Source organism: Epilithonimonas arachidiradicis (assembly GCF_003610695.1).
In the GTDB taxonomy this organism is placed as follows: Bacteria; Bacteroidota; Bacteroidia; order Flavobacteriales; family Weeksellaceae; genus Epilithonimonas; species Epilithonimonas arachidiradicis.
Genome location: NZ_RAQH01000004.1, coordinates 125612 through 150657, shown reverse-complemented (window position 1 = coordinate 150657; position 25046 = coordinate 125612). Strand labels below are relative to the sequence as shown.

Genomic DNA, 25046 nt, shown 5'->3' with positions numbered 1-25046 from the left:
TTAACTTTGCACAAATTTATAAAAAATGTTTCGATTACTTTCTAAAGAAAGCAATATTTTTTCGGTTCCTGTTTACATCGGTTTTTTGTTCCTGATATTTTTATCACTTAATTTATTAGATTTCAAATACATAGATTTATTTCCTGCCGTAGTTACATTTATGGGAATCAGTTTGGGATATTTTTTATTCAATGCGATTGCACTGAATCAGTTTTCGCATCTTCCACTTTTTCTTTATACGGTTTTTGTAGCTTCCTTCTATGATGGAACCATTGAGGTGGGGTTGGCTTTTACTTTTTTAACAAGTGCGATTATCCTATTGATCCTCACAAGCCAAAACGATTATCTTAGGAAGAGTTCTTTTATGCTGGTTGGCTCTATTCTAGCTTTTAATTATTTGGTATTTCCACCAAGCTGGCCAATGGGTGTTTTTGTCATTTTTCACATCATTGGGACTTCCGGGCGTATCGGGCTTAACATTTTTAGATTGCTCTTTGGTGTGATTTTGATTGTGCTGAGTTATTTTGGATTGATGTATCTTATCCATTATACCACTTGGGACAAAACCTATCTGCCGTTCTATGGAAAATTCGAGTTTTTGGATTCTTATTATCCGCTTTATATCTTGATTCCCATTGCATTGATGCTACTATACTCACTTTCCGACCACTTCAAACATTATAACGAGAAAAGTCCTATCAGCAGATACAAATATACCTTTGTGCTTGTTTTTTCTCTGGCTCAGCTGATTACCATTATTTTTTATATGGGAACGAATTACGAATATCTGTTATTGCTGGCTTTGCCCGTGAGTATTATTATAAGCAGAATGCTGCGCTTTTTGCCAAAATACTGGATGCAGGAGTTGGGACTCTGGATAATTGTCTTTACACTTGCATTTTTTAAAATCGCTATATTTTTTAATTTTTAAATTGATGTTGTATGATTCAAATAGATGATAAATTAATTTCAGAAGATGTTTTCGCAGAAAGTTTTGTCTGCAATCTTACGAAATGTAAAGGTGCCTGCTGTGTAGATGGTGATACAGGCGCACCACTTGATAAAGATGAATTGCCAATTCTTGATGAAATTTTTCCGAAAATCAAATCTTATCTGAGACCGGAAGGTGTAAAAGCTATCGAAGAGCAGGGAACTTGGGTAATCGATGATTATGATGGCGGTTACGTAACTACTTTGGTTAATGGAAGCGAATGTGCTTATGTGATTTTTGATGAGAAAGGAACAACCAAATGCGGCATTGAGAAAGCTTATGAAGATGGTGTGGTCAATTGGAAAAAGCCAATCTCCTGCCACCTGTATCCGATTCGTGTGAATGAGTATAAAACTTTCGTAGCGCTCAACTATCACGAGTGGGACATCTGCAGTGATGCCTGTACTTTGGGAAAAGAGTTGCAAGTGAGAATTTATCAATTCCTGAAAGAACCACTCATTAGAAAATACGGCGAAGAATTCTACCAAACACTTTGTGAAGCAGCAGAAGAATGGGAAAAAGAGTATAATTCATAAAAGAGAAAGTATAATTACAAGTCAAAGTTGTAAATCATATTTTTCTTTGCCTGAAAAATTATCGCATGAAAAAAAGGATTCAAAAATTTGAATCCTTTTTTATTTTATCTCAAATTCTATTATTTGAATTCGTCATCAGAAACCGGCTGATTGACTTTGATATCCGAGTTTTTTACAGTAACCTGCTGTCCGGCTGCATCAATCGACATTTCTTCTACAAATTTAATTCCGTCAACATCGGCATATTTTGAAATCGTCATTGTTCCTTTATCGCCTTCTGTTTTCCAAAGCAAGTTGGTCTTTGCATCAAAATAATATTTGCTGTCATCAGAAGACAAAACGATATAGTCTTTACCATCAACCTGCTTTTTTTCAACCGTTTTCATTTTATCAGGATTCATCCCAAGCGCATCCATCAGTTTTGCATCTTTTAGTTTTGCAACCTGGTCTGCAGGGAAGTCCATCTTTTGCCCCATTTGATTAGCATAACCTTTTTCACCGTCAAACATCTGAACCATTTCCTGGCCCATCATAGTTTGAGTAGATTTGAACTTGTTATCTTTTTTAACCGTTTTACCATCCATTTCCATCCCCATAACACTGATGGTGTTTTTCATAGAAAGCGTTTTCACAGACTCTAATTTTTGTTTTCCACCTAAAGCAGTAATATAATTATCAATCACTTGTTTGGCTGTCTGGGCAGAGATATTTGCTACTGTCGCAACAGAAAGAGCAAATGTCAAAATCAATTTTTTCATTTATTTTTTAATTTATATCAACGAAGATAGTTAAATATTAAGGTTATCTTTTAACATTAGTTCACAATAGAACATTTTGTTACAAAAAAACAACCTCAAATCCTGAAGTTGTTTTAATGATTCCCAGAAAGATCAATCTTTTTTCTTGATATCTTCTTTCACATCTTTATAAGTATCGCTTACAGCTTTTGCGCCTTTCTTGGCAGTTTTGCCTGTCCACTCGGCACCATCTTTTACACCTTCAGCGGTTACGTTGGCACCTTTTTTCACAGTTTTACCAGTCCATTTTGCACCTTGTTTTACACCTTTTTTGGTAGCCTTAGCGCCTTTCTTTACTGTTTTTCCAGTCCATTTTGCGGCATCTTCCACGCCTTCTCCTGTAGCTTTTGCACCTTTCTCAACAGCATTTCCTACTGCTTTGGCATCTTTTTTAACTTCTTGTTTTACAGTTTGAGCATTCATTGCTACAGCTACCAAAACTACTGCTGCTAATGATAAAATTCTTTTTTTCATTGTTTGAATGTTTTTAAAATTAACAATACAATATTAGCATAAAATAAGCCAAAAAATTCATTAATATTTTAATTTTTAAAAATAAATTTTCCCATTCTTTTCGATGATGAAAAATAATACTTTTGCAAAACTTATGGCAAAGGCAAATCTCATTACAAAGAAGAAAATTCATCGGAAAAGGAAAACCGTTTTTATGAAAAAACGTTGGATTCTTTTGATTATACTTTGTATTTCTTTGCTTGGAACAGGATTTTATCTTAGACAGAAAATCAATTATTACTTTGCTTATTATTTCGGAAAACACTTCGAACACAAAAAATTGTCGAATACCGAAGCAGAGAAGGCAAGAATTGAGAAAATCACAGGACTTTATGCGAATCAGACTTTTGGTTTTGATATTTCTCATTACCAAAGAAAAGAAGATATCCAATGGGACAGTTTGAGTATCGGCAACAGAACCATTCCTTTGAAATTCGTGGTTCTGAGAGCAAGTATGGGAAACCGGAAGCTGGACAAAAACTTTGATCACTTCTGGGAAACTGCCAAACAACACAACCTGATTCGTGGCGCTTATCATTTTTATCGTCCGGATGAAGATCCCGTGATGCAGGCCAATTCGTTTCTATCAGTGGCGAAACTGGAATCCGGCGACCTTCCTCCAATTCTTGACATCGAGAAAAATCCCAGAAAAAAGACTAAAGAACAATTGATTTCTGACCTCAAAGTCTGGATAAAAATAATGGAAGACACGTACGGCGAAAAACCGATTATCTACACTTACTATCATTATTACAAGGATTATCTGAAAGGCGAATTTGATGATTATCCGCTCTGGTTAGCCAATTACAATGATGTTCCGACGCCTTCACCAGATGATGAATGGCAATTCTGGCAATTTTCAGAAAACGGTATTGTTTATGGCATTAATTCTAAAGTTGATTTGGATATTTATAATGGAAATCTTTGGTCCCTGAAAATGCTGACGATTGATTAGATTAATTTCTATTCAAAAGTCTTCGACTTCGCTCAGAATGATAATCAGACATCGAATATTAGCAATGTCATGATGAGCGGAGTCAAAATGTTTCAATTTTTATTAAATAAATATTACTGTTTAATAAATTCAATCACATCCTTACTCAACTCCTCCGCTCTTTCAACAGGAACGCCGTGAGATGCGCCTTTGTAAATTTTCAATTTAGAATTCGGAATTTCCTTTGCAATGTATTCGGTGTGCGAACGGAGAATCAAATCATTTTCTCCTGCGACAATTAACGCTTTCGCTCTTATTTTGTTAAGTTGTTCTTTCGTGATTTTAGGTTCATCAATCATCAATTGAAGCAATCTGATATCACGTTCAGCTTTATTCTCGGCACGCATTTTTGCAGCGTCTTTTTTCATATTTTCCACTTCATTTTCGCCAACACCATTCGGAAAAACATTGGCGCCACTCGTGATGATTTTGTTGACATTCTTCGGATATTTGATGGCAAATTCAATTGCTGTATTGCCACCGTCACTCCAACCCAGAATATTAATTTTCTTCATTTTTAATTTATCAGCCAAAGCTTTGACATCGTCCGCAAATTTCCTGTAGGTCAAGGGTTCCGTGGATGTATCTGTACTTTTTCCCTGTGCACGAGTATCCATTGCCACAACAGTAAAGTATTTGGAAAGTTCCGGAATCTCTTTAGAAAAAGCATCAATACTCCCGTCGTTGCCGTGCAGTAAAAAGAGTGGCTGTCCATTTCCGTAAACTTCGTAATAGATATCGGCATCTTTGAGATGAAGGACTTTTCCGGCTTCTGCATTATTTCCGAATGGAGAATTTTGAGCCAATGACATCATAAAAATACAAAGGCAGAACAGTGCGAAAAACTTTTTCATTTTAATGGAATTGATGAATCAAATGTAAAACAATTCAGCCTATTTCTGAACTTTTACATCGATATTAATCGCCGGCGCCGCCATTCCGATTTTTTCCCAATTGCCATAAAACGAGCGGTAATAACCAGCTCTGAACAATGCGCCGCTCAACGCCACCTTCCCGTTCGATTTCCCAATGAATTGGATTCCAACGAAAAATTTCCCCTGAAGCCAAATTCTCTCGTTGCTCACGTCAACCGAAAACGTATCATCCACCAAATTATCTTTACCAATCGTCGCAATAATATCTTTGTCAAGAACCAGATTATTCGGTTTGCCATCTTTTTCGTCATAAATAGTGTAGCGCACTTTGATGGGCGTCGTCGTTTCGAATCTGGAAAAATTCATATTGATTTTGTTGATTTTCACTCTTTTATTGGAACTGAATTCCACTGCCGTTTCTTCCACCACATCATTCCCCTTTTCCATATTAGGCGTAAACATCATCGATTTGGATTTGCTGTTAACGCCCAGATTTTTATCCTTATAATTTTTAGGCACCAGAACCACTTCCTGAATGCTGGTCACTTTCTCGTAAAGATAAATATTGTGCGGATTTTGTTTTGCAAAATCACTAACAGAACTTCGGAATTGCTTGTAACCTGCGACAGCCACCAACAGTTCTTTGTCTTTAGAAACTTGATCCAGCTGAATCTGAAATTTTCCGTTTTCATCGGCCTGAGTTCCGAAATTACTGTTCAGGATTCCAATTTTAGCATAAGGAATCGGCTGGTTATCGCCCTTTGACAAGACAGTTCCGGAGATGAGTTGAGCCTGAGAAATTACCGAAATAAAAAATGCTGCGAGAAAGCTGAATGTTTTCATAGGTTTAATTTAAGCGCAAATATCTTAATTTTTTCATTACGAATATCTCATCAAAACTGTAAATATGATTAAATACATATCAATATCTTCCAATAAAAAACACCGATTCGGAACAATAAACCATTATTGAAATAAATTAAAAAGAATTAAAGCAAACATTCTCGATATTTTTATTACAATTAATGACAAGTCATTTCTTTACAATAATTAAATTTTCAATTTCGTACTTTCGCTGCTGAAAAACTTTCAACATCTAACTTCCAGCAACCAACGAATAATGAATTACGTTTCTGCAGAAAATCTTACCAAATCGTACGGCGTCAAAGTCTTGTTTCAAAATATCAATTTTAATGTGAATGAGGGCGACAAGATTGCCATCGTGGCCAAAAACGGCAGCGGAAAATCCACACTTCTGAAAATCCTGATGGGAAAAGAGATTGCCGATAGCGGAAATGTTGTCATTAACAAAGATATTCAGGTGGTTTTGTTCGACCAGGAAATTGAGTTCGACTCCAATCTCTCGATTGAGGAATTTATGATGACGCTCAACTCGCCACCGATTTTAGCTTTGAAACAATACCATCATTCTTTGATTTCCAACAATCCGGATGAAATGGAAAAGGCAATTGCCGAAATGGAAATCCAGAAAGCTTGGGACTTGGAAAACGAGATGAAGCAGATTCTCTCTCAACTGAAAATTGCCGACCTGACACTGAAAATGGGAACACTTTCCGGAGGTCAAATCAAAAGAGTTGCGCTCGCCAAACTCCTGACAGAAACCCGGGCGGAACACCGCCACACGCTTCTGATTATGGATGAGCCAACCAACCACCTCGATGTGGAAATGGTGGAATGGCTGGAAAATTATCTTAGCAAAGCGAAAATCACATTACTTTTAGTGACGCATGACCGTTATTTTTTGGATTCGGTTTGTGATATCATTTGGGAAATGGAGGACAAAAATCTCTACGTTCACAACGGTTCTTATGCGACTTATCTCGAAAATAAAATGATTCGAGAAGATAATCTGAATGCAACGATTGACAAAGCCAACAATCTTTACAGAAAAGAATTGGAATGGATGCGACGCCAACCGAAAGCGAGAACTACCAAATCCAAATCCAGAATCGATGCCTTTTACGAAACCGAAAAAGTTGCCAAAACCGATACGAGAAAAGAAGGTCTGGAACTGGATTTCGAAATGAAACGTCTCGGCAATAAAATTCTGGAACTGAAAGACATCAATAAAAAATTCGGGAATAATGTTTTGCTGAAAGACTTTTCTTATTCTTTCCAACGAGGAGAAAAAATCGGGATTGTGGGAAAAAACGGTGCCGGAAAATCGACATTGCTGAATATCATCCAAGGTTTTGAGCCTAAAGATTCTGGCGAGATTGAAACCGGAGAAACCATAAAATTTGGATACTTTTCTCAGAAAGGTTTAGCTTATAAGGACGATGAACGCGTGATTGATTTCATCAAAGAAATTTCTGAAAATTTTCCATTAGCCAACGGAAAAACCATTTCAGCTTCGCAGTTTTTGAGGTTATTTTTATTTGATGACCAAACGCAATATTCACCGATATCTAAACTTTCGGGAGGTGAAAAAAGACGTCTGCACCTAATGTATGTGCTGTATCAGAATCCGAACTTTTTGATTTTTGATGAGCCCACGAATGATTTGGACCTGCCAACGCTAACGGTTTTGGAAAATTTTCTTCAGAACTTCCAAGGCAGTCTGATTATCGTTTCGCACGACCGTTATTTTATGGACCGTATTGTGGATCACGTTTTAGCTTTTGAAGGTGACGGAAAAATTAAGGATTTTGTCGGGAATTTTTCGGAATATAGAGAAAGCAAAAAGTCTCAGGAATCAAAAGACAAGAATCAAGAATTTGCTGTTTCTATTGCAAAAGAAGAGAAACCAACAGCCATCAATCAACAATCGTCAACTAAGAAAAAACTTTCATTCAAGGAACAGCGTGAGCTGGAAACGATTGAAAAGGAAATGCCAGAACTGGAAACACAGCGAAGTAAAATCCTGGAACAACTCAACAATGAAAGCGATTATGTGAAAATTTCCAAGTTATCCGCAGATCTAGAATCGCTTTCTGAAAAACTGGAAGAATACGAAATGCGCTGGCTTGAATTACAAGAACTATTGAACTGATAAAAATCAGAATAATTTATAATACTAATAGTCAACGCTTTAAAACAATAACATTAGGTTTATTTAGAATTATTTAAAATAATATTGGGAAGTATTAACACTTTCCATACTTTTGCACTGTTTTTAAATATTCTAAATAAACTATGAAAAGAAATGCTGTTGCTATAGGTCTTATCACACTATCTGTTTTTGGTTACGCTCAAGAGGCAAAAACTGATTCTTTGAATGTAAGAACCATAGAGGATGTCAAACTTCATAAAGCAGGAAATCCGAACCGTGCAAAGGTTTTCACTACAAAGTCCAACCTGGATGTGATGGAAAATCCACAGGCTACTGCAATTGTTACTCACGAAATTATTGAACAACAGCAGGCCCAGCAGCTTTCGGATGTGATCAGGAATGTCAATGGAATGTACATTACCTCTGCAAGAGGCGGTTCTCAGGACAGCTTTGGTGCAAGAGGTTATATATTCGGAGCTGAAAATATTTATAAAAATGGTTCCCGTGTCAATAGCGGGATCTTCCCAGAAGTTTCCGGGATGGAGCGTGTAGAAGTGCTGAAAGGTGGTGCAGCCATTCTTTACGGCAATGTAGCTCCCGGTGGCATCCTAAATATGGTGACTAAAAAACCGCTTTTTAACCAAGGTGGAAGTATTGCCTTGAGCGCAGGAAGTTGGGATAATTACAAAACCACTTTGGATTTTTATGACGCTTTGTCAAAAAGTTCTGCTTTCCGCGTGAATGGCGCTTTTGAAGATAAAGGCAGTTTCCGCGATAATGTGACTTCTCAAAAATACTATTTCAATCCAAGCTTTCTTTTCAATATATCCGATAAAACGCAATTAATTGTTGAGGGTGATTATCTCAAAAATTATTTCACGCCGGATTTTGGTGTGGGTACATTGGTTTTGGATAAAAATACATCAAGATCTGTTATTAATGATTTAATTGACATTCGTAAAAATCCAGGTTCTGATTTTCAATATCAGAATACGCAGATGGCTACAAGCACAGTTACTCTAAATCATCAGATCAATACTAACTGGAACCTGAATGTTGTCGGTTCTTATCAGAATTACACCAAAGATTTTTTCGGAAATGAAAGAATGCAGTGGGAGTTTCAACCCAACAACGGTTCTTACCTTTGGAACAGAAATCTGACAAGAACTTATAACGAACAGAATTATGGCTCTGTTCAGGCCAACTTGAATGGTGAATTTAGTACCGGAAAAGTAAAACATAAACTGCTTTTTGGTGCCGATGCGGATTATCTTCAATCAGACAGCTATAGTTATTATTTTCAGAAGCAAGATGGGAGCTGGGCTAAAACTTCTATAGTGTACGGAACCAATGGTAATAATACTACAGGAAATATCAGTCTCAATGATGAAAATTCCTGGAGTAGTGGCTACGAACCTGCAACTTCTAAGAAAGATTTGACAAGAACACCTACAAGAAGAGTTGGCGTTTACATTCAGGATTTAATTTCTGTTACAGAAAAATTAAAAGTTCTGGCTGGTATTAGATGGTCATATCTGGAGAACATCAATCCAATCATCACAAATTATGAGTTCTCAGGACCAGGTATAACATCCGTTGCTTATGGGAAAAGCGGAGAAAAAGGAAAGTCAAGCCAAAATGCGCTTTCACCAAGGTTAGGATTAGTTTACCAGTGGAATGATACTTTTATGACGTTTGCAAGTTATACAAACTCATTTACACCAAATACAGGAACTGACGTTAACCTAAAAGCTCTTGATGCATCTATTGTAGATCAATGGGAAATTGGATTCAAGAAGAATTTATTTGCCAATACTATTGCGTTCAATGCTACAGCTTATCAAATTGACAACAGTAACCTGGCACAGACTGCACCGTTTAATGACCAAGGTAATGTCAACACAAATACCAATATAAAAGAACTGACTGGAAAAACCAGAAGCCGTGGTGTGGAATTGGATATTACCGGGAATCCTTTAGCCAATTTATCAATCATTGCAGGTTATTCTTATAATCATATGACATATTTGGATACTCCAAATACCCTTAACAGTTTCATAGAAGGCGAAAGAATTGTAAGAACACCACTTAACACTGCCAATGCATCAGTATTTTATACATTTGACAGGTATGTTAAAGGATTGAAAATTGGAGCTACTGCATTCTATACAGGCAGCAGATACGGTGGATGGAATAACCAGAAAGATGCGAACGGTAATCAGAAGACGGACAGAATGATTCCGTTGACAGATTTTACTCAGGTTGATTTCAGTATCGCTTATCAGTATAAAAAATTCCTACTTCAAGGAAAATTAGGCAATGCGTTCAACGTATTGAATTATACCGTACACGAGAACTATTCCGTCAACCCGATTATGCCGAGAAACGTTTATGTGACTTTGACCTATAAATTGTAAAAAACATCAAATCAAATTTCTAATAATAGAAGTGGAGTCATACATTTGTCTCCACTTTTCAGATTAATAAAACAAATAAAAATGGATAAAATCAGGAACACAAAAACTTTTATGAGAATCACACACCGCTATCTCGGCTATTTTCTGGCGGGAATTATGATGGTTTATGCTATCAGCGGCGTCCTTCTCGTTTACAGAGACACCGATTTTCTAAAAAAAGAAAAGAGTTATGAAAAGAAATTTGAATCCAACCTGGATGAGAAAAAACTGGGTAAGGAAATTAAAATCAAAGGTTTTGAGGTTGAGAAAACCGAAGGGGATGTGATGTATTTCAAACAGGGAACTTACAACATCAAAACCGGTGAAGCCAAATATAAGAAGAAAGAATTGCCTTTTGTTCTGGACAAAATGACGAAGCTTCATAAGTCCCAATCCAAAGATGCGCTATCTCCGCTCAATACTTTTTTTGGGATATCATTGTTTTTCTTTGTAATATCAAGTTTCTGGATGTTTCCGCCGAAATCCAAAATCTTCAAGCGAGGAATGGTGTTCACGGCTATTGGATTGGTGATTGCCTTGCTGTTGACGTTCCTGTAAAATTTATAATAATGAATGCACAAAGTCAATATTCCCGGCTTCAGCTAAATTTTGGTTGAAGCCTTTATTTTACAATTTTAGCTTGGATAGATTGAATGCATAATTAGGATAATTTAATGTTTATTCGGAGTTAAATCACGTTATAGTTTTAAGCAAAACATTCAGGCTCCAGATAATGACCATTAATCCAACACCGATAAACATTGCTTTAAGCGGCAATTTTCCAGCTAATTTCGCTGCAATTGGCGCTGCCAAAACACCACCAAGAATCAAAGCGGCGATCAATTGCCAATGGCTGATGCCAATGACGGAAAAGAATGTCAATGCGCTGGCAAATGTTACAAAAAACTCAGTCAAGCTAACAGTTCCGATGATATAACGTGGAGTTTTACCTTTCGAGATTAAAGTGGAAGTTACCAACGGTCCCCAACCGCCACCGCCGAAAGAATCCAGGAAACCTCCTGCACCAGCTAACCAGCCGACTCTCTTCGTCTTTTTACGTTTTTTATTTTTCTTAAATGCATTAAACAAAATTCTTATTCCAAGAATGAAGGTGTAGGTGGCTAAAATCGGTTTGATAATTCCGGAATATTTTTCCCCAAAATAAGATAATAACAATGCGCCCAAAACCGCTCCGATGACACCCGGAATCAAAATATTCCTGAATAATTTTTTATTAATATTCCCGAATTTGTAATGGCTGAATCCCGAAGCACCGCTTGAAAACATCTCTGCTGTATGAATACTGCTACTGATTGCTGGCAAAGGAATCCCGATATACAACAATGCCGCTGTACAAGTCACGCCATAGCCCATTCCCAAAGCGCCATCAATTAATTGTGCCAAAAATCCAACTAAAAACAGCCAGAAAAATCTTTCATCCGTATTGTAATTAAGGTAATGATAAGCAACTTCCAAATCATTGAATCCTATATAAAACGAGACTATATTTCCAATCAACAAAACGACGAATGCCCAGAAAAATATGGTTGCAATTCTTCGCCATTTCTTTTCGCCATTAATGATGAAAAGAGATTTTCTCTCTTGCGAATCATTATTCCCTCGAAAGAAAAAATCGTTATCTGAAGGAAGACTCGGAGCGAAATATAAATTCTTCCTCTCTTTGATTTTAGTGATGATTAATTGGTCTTGGGCTGGATCTTCTGTCGCCACAATAAACAAATCTGCAATTTCTAAATATGAATCATCAAAATCCTCGTTAATAATCCTGACAGACGTATTTTCCAGCAACAGGTTTTTGATATCATCAGAAAGTCTCTTGGCAAGAACGCTGATATTCGCATCCGGAATATTCTGCATCAAATCATTGAGCTGTTCCGACGCTAATTTTCTACCGCCGACAATCAGGATTCTGTTAGTCGATGCATTGATGAAAACCGGAAGTGAAATTTTTGATGTCAAAGTCTGTCTTATTTAAAATTACTGAATCAATCCTGCACCAACTGTTACAAAACTTGTCTCGTCGATAAAGATAATTCCGCCATTGGAAGCCAAATCTTTGTAAGAATCATAAGCCAAAGGTTTTGCGGTTTTCAATTTTAATTTTACAATTTCGTTAAGGGAAACTTGCTCAACTTCTTGTTTTTCCAAAGTATTGACATCGAGTTTATAGTCAATTTCTTTGATGACCGTTTTGACTTGCGTCGTATTATTTTGAATCAGATATTTTGAACCGGATTTCAAAGGTTTGTCGCCCATCCAGCAAACGAGAACTTCCAATTCCTGCTCTACTTTGGGAAGGTCATCTGACTTTACAATCAAATCGCCACGGCTGACATCTACATCATCTTCCAAATGCAAAACCACACTTTGAGGCGCAAAAGCTTCTTCTATTTTTTCCTGATTGATTTCAATCGCTGAAATCTTACTTTCGGTTCCGGAAGGTAAAATCGTCACCGAATCTCCGACTTTGTAAATTCCACTGGTTATTTTTCCAGCATAGCCACGATAATCGTGGAGTTCTTCTGTCTGGGGACGAATCACGTACTGAACAGGAAATCTCGCTTTATCCAGATTGATGGTGTTTTCTAATTCAACAGACTCCAGATAATCCAATAAAGTTTTTCCGTCGTACCAATTCAGGTTTTCAGATTTATCCACGATATTGTCTCCGTTTAAAGCCGAAATTGGAATATAAACGACATTATTCAAAGACAGCTGTTCTGCCATTTTGGAATATTCTTCTTTGATATTATTGAAAATCTCTTCCGAATATCCAACCAAATCCAACTTGTTAATCGCAACCACAACATTTGGAATATTGAGTAATGATGCAATGATAGAATGTCTTTTGGTTTGTTCTATGATTCCGTTTCTGGCATCAATCAGAATTATGATTAAAGCAGCGTTGCTTGCGCCGGTAATCATATTTCGGGTGTACTGAACGTGACCCGGCGCATCAGCAATGATGAATTTACGTTTCGGAGTTGAGAAATATTTATAAGCAACATCAATTGTAATTCCCTGCTCACGTTCGGCTCTCAAACCGTCTGTCAGCAAAGCCAAATCAATCGTTCCGTCATTTTTGAATTTACTGGCGCGTTCAACAGCTTCCAATTGGTCTATCAGAATGTTTTTGCTATCGTATAATAATCTGCCTATCAGTGTACTTTTTCCGTCGTCTACACTTCCTGCAGTTATAAATCTTAATATGTCCATTGTTTTTAGTTATGAGTTATAAAGTAATTAGTTATGAGTTATAATTTCACTATTAACTCATAATTAAAAACTAACAACTAGTTTTAGAAATATCCGGCTTTCTTTCTATCTTCCATTGCGGCTTCCGAAGTTCTGTCGTCTATTCTGGTTTCGCCTCGTTCACTGGTTTTTGTGGTGATGATTTCGGCAATTACTTGTTCCAAATTGTTGGCTTCTGATAAAACCGCTGCGGTGCAAGTCATATCGCCAACCGTTCTGTAGCGGACTTTTTCTGTGGTCACAACATCGTTTTCATCAAGATTCACAAACTCGTTCATTGCAATGAATTGGTTATCGAAATTGAGAACTTCACGTTCGTGCGAGAAATAAATCGAAGGTAATTGTATATTTTCTTTGAGAATGTAATTCCAAACGTCCAATTCCGTCCAGTTGCTGATTGGGAATGCACGTACTTGCTCGCCCTTATGGATTTTTCCGTTGTAAGTATTCCAAAGTTCGGGGCGTTGAAGTTTCGGGTCCCATTGTCCAAAATCATCGCGAACGGAGAAAATTCTTTCTTTGGCTCTGGCTTTTTCCTCATCGCGTCTTCCACCCCCGATGCAACAGTCGAATTCGAATTCTTCTACCGTGTCCAGCAAGGTGAAAGTCTGCAAGGCATTTCTGCTTGGCAACTTGCCTTTTGGCTCTCTCAAACCTTTTTCTCGGATGGTGTCTTCGACTTTTCTGACGATGAGTTTTTCGCCGATTTGTTCCGCAAGTTTATCTCGATATTCCAGAACTTCGGGAAAGTTATGACCTGTATCGATGTGAACCAAAGGAAACGGAAATTTCCCCGGGCGGAAAGCTTTCAGCGCTAGATGAACGAGCGTGATACTGTCTTTTCCGCCACTGAAAAGCAATGCTGGACGTTCAAACTGACCCGCAACTTCCCTGAAAATATGAATGGCTTCGGATTCTAACTGCTCCAGATAATCCAAATGATATTTTGACATTTTTTTATTTTTTTAAACGCAAAGAGCGCAAAGTTTTTTTTATCTAATTGAAAATATTTTAAGGTTCGCAAAGACGTTTCACTCAGCAAGATTATCTATTCAAAAATATTTAACAATTAGACTATATTTATTTTTATAACTATTTGATTTGTTATTTGTGAACGTGAAGTCCACATTCTTTTTTACTAGCATCTTCCCACCACCAACGACCGGCCCGAAAATCTTCACCCGGTTGAATTGCTCTTGTACAAGGAGCGCAGCCAATGCTGACGAAACCTTTATCGTGCAAAACATTGTACGGAATATTATTTTTTTTGATGTAATCTCTCACCTGTTCCGTTGTCCAGAAAAGGATTGGATGATATTTGATGATTTGGTTGGACTCATCCCATTCGAATTGAGAAAGATTTTCTCTTGCGACTGAATGTTCTGCTCTGAGGCCCGTAATCCAGATTTTGTTGCCTTTCAAAGCTCTTTTCAACGGATGAACTTTTCTTATATCACAACACGTTTTCCTGTTCTCTACAGACCTGTAAAATGAATCGGGACCATTGTCCTGAATAAATGGTTCTAACTCTCCTGGATTTGGATAATAGGCTTTGATAGGTAACTTGTATTTAGATTTGGTTAAATTCCAAGTGTTGTAAGTATCTTCGAACAATCGACCTGTGTCCAACGTGAAAACTTTAATATCAGAATTTTTGACGAAGTCTGTGATAACCTGATCTTCGAAACTAAAGCTTGTTGAAAAGCAAACTTGATCGGGAAAATTTTGTACTAGAATCTCCAGAACTTCTTCTATCGATTTCTGTTTTATATTCTGGTCAAGCAGTTTTTGAAAGGTTTCTTTTAAATCGTTGTCCATCATTCAATGTAATCAGGTACAAATGTAATAATTCATTCAATTTTGACCAAATTAGTATAATTTAAAATACGTTAAAAAATCAATAGAATCTTTTAACATCAATCTCGGGTTCGAGATTCATATTATTCTCTATAAAATCAAACAGTACTTTAGAAAAATAACTTCCGTTGTAAACTCCTCTTGCTCCTAATCCATTAAAGATATAGAAATTTTGATGCTCTTGATGTTTTCCTAAAATTGGTCTTCTGTCTGCAACCGTTGCACGAAAGGCTACATTGATATCCTGAATTTCAAAGTCATTGTTATAAATCTCCTGAAGTCCTGATTTTAATTCTTCGACAGATTCATCATTAATATTATTAGTCATATCAAAACGGTCATAAGTTCCACCGTAGTAATAATCATCATTGTGAAGACGAAATAAGAAATGTTTTTTCTTGATAGTGTAAGAGTCTGGAACTTCACTCAATCTAACTTTCAAGCAATGTCCTTTGTTGGGTTGAATTGGAATATGACTAAAAAATGGATTAGTGTTGCTTGCAATGCCTTCGCAGAAAATAAGATTCTTGAACTCAATATTTTTATATGAATTGTTGGTCGTATCAATTAACTGATGATCAAATTTTTCTTTGACTAAATAATTATTGTTTTCTAAATAATTCAACAAATCAATAAAGAAATTAGAAACATCAATTCTGCAAGATTGATTGACTTTTCCAGCTTCGAAAGGATTTTCGACAGACTTCAATTTTATAAAATCAGGATCAAGGTAAGATTTCAAATCTTCTTTCTGAGAATTCTTGATCCATTGTACCTTCTCGGAATCATTGTGGAAGATTCGAACAACATTTTCATTAATCAAGTAATTCCTTGAAGTGTAAGTTTCTATTTCTTTGAAGATGACTTCCAGATAGTTGATTTGTTCCTGAGACTTCCAAAACGTATTGAATCGTTTCAGAATAACAGGATTGCAGACACCTGCAGAAATCTGGGAAGCGGAGATATTCTCATCATAAAAAATCTTGAAAGATTTCTTTTCTTTAATCAATTGATGGGCGAAAAAAACTCCCGCATATCCAGCGCCAACGATGATGTAATCTACCTTTTCCATAAAATAAAAACCTGAGTAAAGATACTCAGGTTTTTTTATTTGGACTATGAGAAATATTAGTAATTCCACATATCATTTTCCATTTGAAGAATCTGTGCTTTGATTCTGTCACTTTCTTCCAACTGACCTTCAGCATCATTTGGGATATATTCATCAATAATTCCGCTTCCGCCTCTTCCCATACCATTATCTGACTTGTAAATGATTGCAGAAAATCTTCTTGCATTAAGAACGTCATCAAATGTAATATCAGACGTAGAGTTCTTCGCATTGAAGATATAATTGCTGCTTAGAACTTGTCTAGCATCTGGGTAATATATCCAGAAAAGATCAATTAAATCACCTGCCTCATTCAAAATAGAAGGATCAACCGGAGCTCCGGATTCTTGCATTTGTTGTGCTCTTTCAGCTTTCAGAATCGCTGCATTGGGATCTTCACCCATAGCTGCAATTCCGAGCAGTCTGTATCTTAATTGAGTATCTCTCTTATCAACATACCACATTCCCATCAACTTAAGCGCTTTAACCTTTTCTGTTTTGGTTTCAGAAAATCCAACATTAGCTTCAATGTCACTTTTCTTGATTTTGTACCAAGAACCGTCCAAGTTTACAAGCATTGTACCGGGTTCAATAGAAGGTGCTTTGGTTGTTTTTTTGACAGTTTTTTTCTTTTTGCCTTTACCTGTGGTAACAGTTTCTTCAGTAGCAGCAGGCTGAGCAGCTCCGTTATATTCCAAAACATCAGAGAGTCTTGTAGAATATTTCATAAACATACCATCTACCTGTTTATTTCCTGTTCCTTTCACTGAAGTAAAATACTTCAAAAGTCTCTGAGCCTCTGCATCTTCGATCTTATTAGCATTCATTACTTCTGTAAAGTAATTATCGACCATAGGAACAGATGTTGCGGCAGCGATACCTTCAGGAGTGAGTCTGGTAGTGAAATCATCGCCAGAATAAACTTCCTTGATTTTACCAGAATTAACAGCATCTAATAAAACCTGATAAAGAGATTTATTCTGAGAAACCAAACCGTCAGAATTATGATAAAAAGGCTGATTGATTTTATCATTCATATCAATAATCTCCCATACAACCATACTTCTCAAGATGTCTTTATCTTCGATAAATCCATATTTAAGAGGTGTAATACTATCTTTCTTAATCTCACGATCTTCTCTGAATGTCTGGGGAGAATTAGCATTAAGAATGCTATTTTGCCCAAAAGTCATTGTTGAGGAAAGACAAATTAAACTATATATAATCTTTTTCATAATAAGTATTGAAATATAAAATCAATCAGATAAAACTGTTTTTTAATTATAGTGCACTAATAACAACTCCACTAATATTAGGAAGTACGACACCACTTAATCCTTGTGCAGTTGCCTGAACATCAAAGATTGCTATGTTATCTCCAGATCTCAAGCCTTTTGTTAAAGGTTCAACTGGAGCCAAAGAGTTTCCATTTACTGTCATTACTGCTTTTCCAGGAACTTTAACTTTGAAACTTACAACGTTAAACGATACTGGGAAATCAAAATCTTTAAGCGTTGCCGTTAAAGTTTGCTTTGAAATCATATTGGCAGGCATAACATCATAACTCTTACCTCTGATCTCTCCTCTTGGTGGAGGAATATTTTTAATTCTAAATTTGAACGGTTGAGAAATTGGCTTTCCACTTGGGGATTTTCCGGCAATGGTAAGTGTAACCTCGTTACCTGCACCTGGTGTTACATTCCATTTTCCACTGCTTCCACTTACAGATGCGCCAGCTGCAGATAAAGTAGTTGCACTAAGATCTGCTCCTAAGATTGATCCTGAAACCGGGTTAGCAAGACCTCTGTAAAGCACGTTCATCTTATCCGCTGCTAAAATTGCACCACTTTGCTCTTTAAGCGCTTCTGAACCAGAAACTACATTAAGTGTATGAGCATACGGCAGTGAATGATCTTTTCCGTTTTTATCTTTGAATGTAATCGTTCCTTTAAATTCTTGAGTACCTGTAGATCCTGTGTTAGGAGTGATAACCCCTTGTCCATTTACAACCTGAGCCCCAGTAATTGACAGACCCGGAACAGAACTTGCAAACGTTCCAATCGCAACTTTGATCTGAGCAGGTTCACCTTTCATAACTGAACTAGGCCCAGAAACCAAAGCTTCATAAGCATCAAATTTGATATCAGCATCTACTTTTTCCTGAAGCATAGAAGTGATTGCATCTGACTGCAAGTTTCTAGCCTCTGACTGGATCACTTCCAAATTTGAAAGTGCAGCAACTAACGGCTGGTTATAAAATTTATATTGGATCCAACCTTTATTTGCTCTTTTATCACCTTTTGGAAAATCAGCTACGAGTGTTTTCTTAGCTCTGTCGGCAACATCTTTCAGTTGAGGATTAGCTCCAAAAGTACTTACAATAAAATCTCTTAAGCCATTAATCTTTGCTTGAAGATCGGTAGCTGTTTTAGATGGATTTTTTTCATCACCATCTTTAAAGAAATTACTAGTAGCCGGCTCAGTATTGTTAAGAGCAGTAAAACTTTCTTCTACCGCCAAAGTAGGATTATACTCAGCTTCGGTACTCATTTTGGTTTTAAGGTCTTCAATAAAGTTGACCAACTCGTTGGTTTTTACCTCAAGGCCTTTATATTGTTCTAACAACGGGCCGTAAGTTTCCGGAGAAGAAGCCGCTTTTGCCTCCAAAGTCTTTTTGAAGATCTTATCATTCTTGTCTTGAACTGTAAGTCTTGTATCAGTTAATGACTGATTTGTATCTTTATATGATCTGATGATTTCCTGGTCAATCTGCATCGCTAGCATCGCGATGAAAACCAGATACATCAGGTTAATCATCTTCTGACGTGGTGTCTGTTTACCTCCTGCCATTTTAATAAAATAAATTTAAATTAAACAATAAATTAAAATGATAGTGATTAAGACTTCATTGCGCTAAGCATACCACCATAAACTCTGTTAAGGCTGTTAAGATTAGAAGTTAAACCTTGTAATTCCTCATTGAATTTTTCGGATTGTGCTGCAGATTTCTGAATATCTTCAACATATTTTTTGCTGAATTCTGATTGCTTTTGTCCTTGCTCCAATTGAAGTGCGTATAGTGCATTCATACTTTCAAGATGAGAAGCAGCCAAATTCAATTGTTCGTTATACTTGTGTGTAGAAGCAGAAACATCAACAGTTTGGTTGATTTGGTCTACAGAAGAAGAGAATTTGTCAATTCCACCTCTTAATCTTTCGAATAAGCTAACATCTAATTTGGCATCAGCCAACATCTTGTCAAGCTTATCAGATAATGAAACTTCCAATTCTTTATTTTCTACTTTAGCAACAACTTTTCTTGGTTGTCTCTCAGCAGACTCATCTAACAATTCTGGATAAACATTTTCCCAGGCATAGTGCTCCTCTTTTGCAGGTGGATCAAATGCGAAGAATAAGAAGATTACAGCTTCTGTAATCAAACCCGCAGCAAGAGCAACGTTACCTGTAATAGGTCCAATATGCCAGTGAGTCATCTTAAATAAAGCTCCTAAGATTACGATAGCCGCACCAAATGAATAAACAAAATTTGTTATTGATTCTTTAGTTTTAAACATTTTTTTGAATTTTTAGTTAGTAATAGTTAGTTAATGTTGTTTGTTATTTTGTAGTTCTTTTAAATTTTCCTGCGCCAGCCGGAATATCCTGGATTGTTCTAAATCCAATGTAGCTTCTGGCTGAGTCTTTTCTTTCCCAATCTCTATATCCTGTCATCAATAGATAACCAACATCTTTCCAAGATCCACCTCTTACAGTTTTCTTAACTTCTCTGTAAGCCTGGTTAGACAAATATGGATTAAGCGTTGAAGAAAATTCGTACGTTGAGTTGTTGTAAGGTGATTCTGTCCACTCGGCAACGTTACCTGCCATATCATACAAACCGTATCCGTTCTTTGGGAATTTTTTCACAGGCGCTGTATAAGTATATGTTCCTTTTTTCTCGTCTTCGATATAAGTACCTCTTTTAGGTTTGAAGTTTGCCAAATAGCATCCCCTGTCGTCCTGTAGATAAGGTCCACCCCATGGGTATGTTGCATTTTGGATTCCTCCTTTCGCAGCATATTCCCACTCAGATTCTGTCGGAAGGCGGAATCTCATGGCCTTTTGCTTTTTCTTTTTAAGACTATTGTTGTAATCAGTTTTGATTTTAGTCTTGAAATCACAATAAGCTCTTGCCTGATCCCAAGTTACACCAACAACAGGATATTCTTTGTAAGCATTATGCCAAAAATATTGGTCAAATAATGGCTCATTATAAGCATAGTTAAAATCTTTTACCCAAACGGTTGTATCCGGATAAACAGCAATACTTTCTTTTTTAAGATATTTTGTCCCTCTATCTTTATCTTTTACAGCACTAGCAACATCTTCCCATTGATAGTTGTACTTAATTTTTGACCAGTCAATAATTCTTTCATTATTGATTCTTTTCTCAGCCGGTAAGTACATTGATTCCAAAACTTCAGCATATTTCTCATCAGGATAAGCAGAAGTATTGTAAGTTAACGGTACTTTTTTGTCTAATTTTTTAGACTCGTCATAACCATCTCTTCCACCCTGGGATTCCAAAAATTTTTGGTAAGGTGTAGCTTCGTCACCTGTTTTCTTGGATGCGTAAGCGTAGTCGGCAATAGATCCTCCGTTACCACCTTCTTCACCGCCACCGCCTTCTCCAGCAGCTTCAGCCAATAATCCTCTGGCAATTGAATCTCTAACAGCATTGATAAAAACTCTATATTCTGCGTTTGTAACTTCGGTTTCATCCATAAAAAAGGAAGATACGGTTACTGTTTTAGGCATTGCTTTTTCCGGTGTACTAGCAAAATCCTGATCTGCCATACCCATTACAAAAGATCCTCCAGGAATTGGAACCATCCCGTAAGGTCTTTCTGCAACAAATGATTTCGACGATCCTCTTGGGACAAGCTCTCCTTTGATACCAGGATTACCCGTTATCCCTTTTCCTCCACCTCCACCGGAGCAAGAGATTACAACCGACGCTGACAATAATATAAGTAATATCCTTTTCATCCTATTTTAAAGAAATTAAGCGGTAAATATATAATTTTTTTTATGAATAATTATTAATTTTAAATCAAAACGTAATTTGTTAAAGAATATTTCACAAACCACAAAATTATTCAACTGTTACTGATTTTGCAAGGTTTCTAGGCTGATCAACATTAGCTCCTCTTGCGACTGCGATATAGTATGATAGTAACTGTAATGGTATAGAAGCCAAGATCGGCGAAAAACATTCCGAAGTCTCAGGAATTTCTATGATATAATCCGCCATTGCAGAAACTTGCGTATCCCCTTTATTAACAATAGCTATCACTTTTCCTTTTCTAGCTTTGATCTCCTGAACGTTGCTAACGATCTTATCATAATGTCCTACTTTTGGAGCAATGATAACAATCGGCATATTTTCATCGATCAAAGCAATAGGCCCGTGCTTCATCTCTGCAGCCGGATAACCTTCTGCGTGGATGTATGAAATCTCTTTAAGCTTAAGAGCACCCTCCAGCGCAGCAGGGAAATTATAACCTCTGCCTAAATATAAAAAGTTAGTTGCATCTACAAAGTTCGCAGCAATCGTCTTAACAGTTTCATCTACAGAATCAAGAACATCTTCTACTTTTTTAGGGATAGCATCTAATTCTGTAATTAATCTCATAAAATCAGCTTTTCCTAGGTTACCATTATGATTACCCAATTTGATAGCGATTAATGATAATATGGTTAACTGAGCAGTAAAAGCTTTTGTAGAAGCGACACCAATCTCTGGTCCCGCGTGTGTATAAGAACCAGCATCTGTATATCTAGCTATAGAAGAATCTACAACATTACATATTCCATAGACAAAGGCGCCTTTTTCCTTTGCTAATTTGATGGCTGCCATTGTATCAGCAGTCTCACCTGATTGGGAAATTGCTATGACAACATCTTTTGAACTGATAATTGGATTTCTATATCTGAATTCTGATGCATATTCTACTTCAACCGGAACTCTTGCAAACTCTTCGATCAAATATTCACCAATCAATCCTGCGTGCCAAGACGTACCGCAGGCAATGATGATAATTCTTTCAGCATTAGTGAGTCTATCCAAGTGATCCCAAATTCCCGCCATTTTGATAATCCCTTCATTAACAAGAAGACGACCTCTCATCGTATCAAGAATAGATTTTGGCTGTTCGAAAATTTCTTTTAACATGAAATGCTCATATCCACCCTTCTCTATCTGCTCAAGATTCAGCCTTAATTCCTGAATTGCAGGTTCAATCTTAGCGTTTTCCTTTATAGTTCTGATATCAATTCCCGAATCAAGAGAAATGGTTGCCATATGTCCTTCTTCCAGATAAACTGCTTCTTTTGTAAATTCTACAAACGGCGAAGCATCTGATGCAACAAAATATTCGTTATCGCCAATACCTACTGCTAAGGGAGAACCTAATCTTGCAACAACCAATTGTCCTGGGAAATCATCATGCATAACAGAAATCGCATAAGCACCATATACTTCATTCAAAGCATATCTTACGGCTTCTGAGAAATCTAAAGTTGGTTCCTTATCCATAAAATACTGAATAAGATTAACCAAAACCTCTGTATCTGTTTCTGATTTGAATTCGTAATCTTTATTGATAAGCATTGTTTTAATCGTATCATAATTTTCTATAATACCATTATGTACAATTGCTATTTTCCCATTGTTTGAAATGTGAGGATGAGAGTTACTATCACTTGGCACCCCGTGAGTTGCCCATCTTGTGTGTCCCATTCCTAATTTGGAAGTTTCCTTCAGACCTTTGGAAATAGCGACCAAATCATCAACCTTACCTTTAGTCTTTTTAACTTCTAAATCACCATTTTGAGATTCTAAAATAATCCCAGCACTATCATAACCACGATATTCCAGACGACGTAATCCATTAATTACAACATCATACGCATCTCTAAAACCTGTATATCCAACGATTCCACACATAGTTATATGTTTTTTATTTTTTAGTATATAATATTCTCAGTTGTACAAACTCAGAATTTGTTATTTCCTGACCTATTTTATTTATATCTGTACCTTTTAAAACAATCCTAAAAGGGTTATAAGGTCTGTCATTATAATCTTGCCCCAACAATGTTCCTGTAGAAGCATCGGAAAGATAACTTCCCACATTGATAACAAGGTCGTGGGCATTTTTATTTTTTTCGACAATATCTTTTAGGGTAGCAGTAACGCCTATGTCATAATAAGCATTTTTTGTTGAGAGATTAGCAGTTCTCACAAGGCTATATCCAGCAGAAGACAAAGCTGTCATATCCGGAAGGAAACGAACTGTATCTTTGATCATCTCCTGAACCAGCAAATTAGATGGCTTTTTATACTTATTATCCCAGGATTCTATATCGTTGTACAAACGTATCTTAGCAGAAACGATTGCCACTTTTTCGTTTTGGAATTTTTGTTTTAATAAATCAATTGTACCTTGTGGTATTCTGATCCCGATACTACTTCCGCCCATCCCTTGCATATATATTTTTTCTGCAGGATTAACATTCATACCTGGGTTTTTCTTAAGTTCACTGTACTTAACCGCCGGATTTACAGCATTAAAATAATTTGTACCAGCTCTATCATAAACTACCTGGCTCAAATGGACATTAGACGAACCTAAACTCAAAGCTGTTTCTTGCTTGGTTCTTGTAACAGTTCCATCCGTCGCAGTAACATCATTTTTATAATAAATGGTAATTCCAGCATCATTTGGTGCCATAGAAAATAGATAGCCGTCATTTTCCTCTACCGAGATACTAAGTCCTCTGAAATATCTGATAAAAGAAGCAGCATCTTTAAGAACCTGATTACCTTGTTTAGCTATGATTTTATTTTGGAAAAATGCACTATCCAATTTCATTCTGAATGAGACATCACGTTTCAATATTTCTGAAGCATCGGAATCTTTTGTAATTACTACAGAATTAACTGTACCATTAAACGATTTTGATCCCAAAACTTTTTCAGTATTAAGAGTAAACGTTTTGTTGGTATCAATAGAGTCTGAAGGGCTTCCCAAGAAATCCAATACTTCGTGTACTTTTATAGTTAACGGAGTCACATTATTTCCTATTTTGTACTTACCATACTTTCTAACGGGGTAAGTAGTAACCACCTTTTTAGCTGCAACTTGGCCATCCGGATAAACGTAATCTTCGTTCGTTGTCGTCTTTATAGAGTCTGTCGCAGTTTCGTATCTTGGCTTTAGTGTTAAAACTACCGAATCAATTACCGGATTCTTTCCGAAATCAGGATTATAAGTATTTAATCTTAATTGGGTAATATAAGATACTTTTTGTCCTCCAAAAACCGGTTCGGTAAACGCACCTATTCTTACGCTGTCATACTGAGATGTCACTACTTTTTGTACATCTTCATTATTAACGTTATAGGCAATCAAGCTATAAGCTTTATCAAAACCGTCTGCTCCTTCTACAAGCTGGGAACCAAGGTTGTCCAGTTCTCCTTCACAAGAATTTAATACAATTATTCCCATTAGCAATAATGGGAGTAATTTCATTAATGTTTTTATTTTTATCATTGAATTATA

21 protein-coding genes are annotated in these 25046 nt (G+C 36.6%); 6 read left to right on the top strand and 15 right to left on the bottom strand.

Features of this window, described 5'->3' with window-relative positions; all coding sequences use genetic code 11:
• Positions 1-25 precede the first annotated feature (25 nt).
• Together BXY58_RS08365 and BXY58_RS08360 are read left to right on the top strand one after the other, a co-directional pair.
• Positions 26-931 carry a DUF6427 family protein gene (locus BXY58_RS08365; RefSeq protein WP_120213410.1) on the top strand — a complete coding sequence of 302 codons (906 nt, stop codon included), beginning with the start codon at positions 26-28 and terminating at the stop codon, positions 929-931.
• An 11-nt stretch (positions 932-942) separates the two neighbouring features.
• Positions 943-1527 carry a DUF3109 family protein gene (locus tag BXY58_RS08360; RefSeq protein ID WP_120213409.1) on the top strand — a complete coding sequence of 195 codons (585 nt, stop codon included), beginning with the start codon at positions 943-945 and terminating at the stop codon, positions 1525-1527.
• A gap of 119 nt (positions 1528-1646) precedes the next feature.
• On the opposite strand, the gene BXY58_RS08355 is transcribed toward BXY58_RS08360, so the two are convergent.
• Together BXY58_RS08355 and BXY58_RS08350 are read right to left on the bottom strand one after the other, a co-directional pair.
• Complete coding sequence (locus tag BXY58_RS08355) at positions 1647-2285, bottom strand: LolA family protein (protein ID WP_120213408.1); 639 nt, start codon at positions 2283-2285, stop codon at positions 1647-1649.
• 132 nt (positions 2286-2417) lie between these two features.
• On the bottom strand, positions 2418-2798 hold the full coding sequence (locus BXY58_RS08350) for a hypothetical protein (protein ID WP_120213407.1): 381 nt from the start codon (positions 2796-2798) through the stop codon (positions 2418-2420).
• A 133-nt stretch (positions 2799-2931) separates the two neighbouring features.
• Here BXY58_RS08350 and BXY58_RS08345 point away from each other — a divergent pair, with 133 nt between their 5' ends.
• The gene (locus tag BXY58_RS08345; RefSeq protein WP_120213608.1) at positions 2932-3792 is read left to right on the top strand and encodes a GH25 family lysozyme; all 861 of its coding nucleotides are present in this window, start codon (positions 2932-2934) and stop codon (positions 3790-3792) included.
• A gap of 113 nt (positions 3793-3905) precedes the next feature.
• Here the strand turns inward: BXY58_RS08345 and BXY58_RS08340 are convergent, their stop codons facing one another.
• Together BXY58_RS08340 and BXY58_RS08335 are read right to left on the bottom strand one after the other, a co-directional pair.
• The gene (locus tag BXY58_RS08340) at positions 3906-4685 is read right to left on the bottom strand and encodes an alpha/beta fold hydrolase (protein ID WP_120213406.1); all 780 of its coding nucleotides are present in this window, start codon (positions 4683-4685) and stop codon (positions 3906-3908) included.
• Positions 4686-4724: 39 nt separating this feature from the next.
• A complete protein-coding gene (locus tag BXY58_RS08335) occupies positions 4725-5549 on the bottom strand; it encodes a carboxypeptidase-like regulatory domain-containing protein (protein ID WP_120213405.1) in 825 nt (274 codons plus the stop codon).
• A gap of 277 nt (positions 5550-5826) precedes the next feature.
• On the opposite strand from BXY58_RS08335, the gene BXY58_RS08330 reads away from it, so the two are divergent.
• The 3 genes from BXY58_RS08330 to BXY58_RS08320 all read left to right on the top strand — a co-directional run bounded on the left by BXY58_RS08330 (position 5827) and on the right by BXY58_RS08320 (position 10733).
• A complete protein-coding gene (locus BXY58_RS08330; RefSeq protein WP_120213404.1) occupies positions 5827-7719 on the top strand; it encodes an ABC-F family ATP-binding cassette domain-containing protein in 1893 nt (630 codons plus the stop codon).
• A gap of 143 nt (positions 7720-7862) precedes the next feature.
• The gene (locus BXY58_RS08325) at positions 7863-10136 is read left to right on the top strand and encodes a TonB-dependent siderophore receptor (RefSeq protein WP_120213403.1); all 2274 of its coding nucleotides are present in this window, start codon (positions 7863-7865) and stop codon (positions 10134-10136) included.
• An 81-nt stretch (positions 10137-10217) separates the two neighbouring features.
• Positions 10218-10733, top strand: a complete 516-nt coding sequence (locus BXY58_RS08320; RefSeq protein WP_120213402.1) for a hypothetical protein — start codon at positions 10218-10220, stop codon at positions 10731-10733.
• A 135-nt stretch (positions 10734-10868) separates the two neighbouring features.
• On the opposite strand, the gene BXY58_RS08315 is transcribed toward BXY58_RS08320, so the two are convergent.
• The 11 genes from BXY58_RS08315 to BXY58_RS08265 all read right to left on the bottom strand — a co-directional run bounded on the left by BXY58_RS08315 (position 10869) and on the right by BXY58_RS08265 (position 25016).
• Complete coding sequence (locus BXY58_RS08315; protein ID WP_120213401.1) at positions 10869-12155, bottom strand: TSUP family transporter; 1287 nt, start codon at positions 12153-12155, stop codon at positions 10869-10871.
• A gap of 18 nt (positions 12156-12173) precedes the next feature.
• The gene (locus BXY58_RS08310; protein WP_120213400.1) at positions 12174-13412 is read right to left on the bottom strand and encodes a sulfate adenylyltransferase subunit 1; all 1239 of its coding nucleotides are present in this window, start codon (positions 13410-13412) and stop codon (positions 12174-12176) included.
• A gap of 83 nt (positions 13413-13495) precedes the next feature.
• A complete protein-coding gene (cysD, locus tag BXY58_RS08305) occupies positions 13496-14404 on the bottom strand; it encodes a sulfate adenylyltransferase subunit CysD (RefSeq protein ID WP_120213399.1) in 909 nt (302 codons plus the stop codon).
• 151 nt (positions 14405-14555) lie between these two features.
• Positions 14556-15269, bottom strand: coding sequence for a phosphoadenylyl-sulfate reductase (locus BXY58_RS08300; protein WP_120213398.1), 714 nt, complete (start codon positions 15267-15269; stop codon positions 14556-14558).
• 79 nt (positions 15270-15348) lie between these two features.
• A complete protein-coding gene (locus BXY58_RS08295; RefSeq protein ID WP_120213397.1) occupies positions 15349-16380 on the bottom strand; it encodes an NAD(P)/FAD-dependent oxidoreductase in 1032 nt (343 codons plus the stop codon).
• A gap of 56 nt (positions 16381-16436) precedes the next feature.
• The gene (gene porN, locus BXY58_RS08290; protein ID WP_120213396.1) at positions 16437-17654 is read right to left on the bottom strand and encodes a type IX secretion system ring subunit PorN/GldN; all 1218 of its coding nucleotides are present in this window, start codon (positions 17652-17654) and stop codon (positions 16437-16439) included.
• A 46-nt stretch (positions 17655-17700) separates the two neighbouring features.
• Positions 17701-19269, bottom strand: a complete 1569-nt coding sequence (gene porM / locus BXY58_RS08285) for a type IX secretion system motor protein PorM/GldM (protein WP_120213395.1) — start codon at positions 19267-19269, stop codon at positions 17701-17703.
• A gap of 47 nt (positions 19270-19316) precedes the next feature.
• Positions 19317-19994, bottom strand: a complete 678-nt coding sequence (porL, locus tag BXY58_RS08280) for a type IX secretion system motor protein PorL/GldL (RefSeq protein WP_120213394.1) — start codon at positions 19992-19994, stop codon at positions 19317-19319.
• Positions 19995-20037: 43 nt separating this feature from the next.
• The gene (porK, locus tag BXY58_RS08275) at positions 20038-21468 is read right to left on the bottom strand and encodes a T9SS ring complex lipoprotein PorK/GldK (protein ID WP_120213393.1); all 1431 of its coding nucleotides are present in this window, start codon (positions 21466-21468) and stop codon (positions 20038-20040) included.
• A 106-nt stretch (positions 21469-21574) separates the two neighbouring features.
• Entirely contained in the window at positions 21575-23428 is a 1854-nt protein-coding gene (gene glmS, locus BXY58_RS08270; RefSeq protein ID WP_120213392.1) for a glutamine--fructose-6-phosphate transaminase (isomerizing), read from the bottom strand.
• 13 nt (positions 23429-23441) lie between these two features.
• The gene (locus tag BXY58_RS08265) at positions 23442-25016 is read right to left on the bottom strand and encodes a DUF4270 domain-containing protein (protein WP_229728411.1); all 1575 of its coding nucleotides are present in this window, start codon (positions 25014-25016) and stop codon (positions 23442-23444) included.
• Positions 25017-25046: the final 30 nt, after the last annotated feature.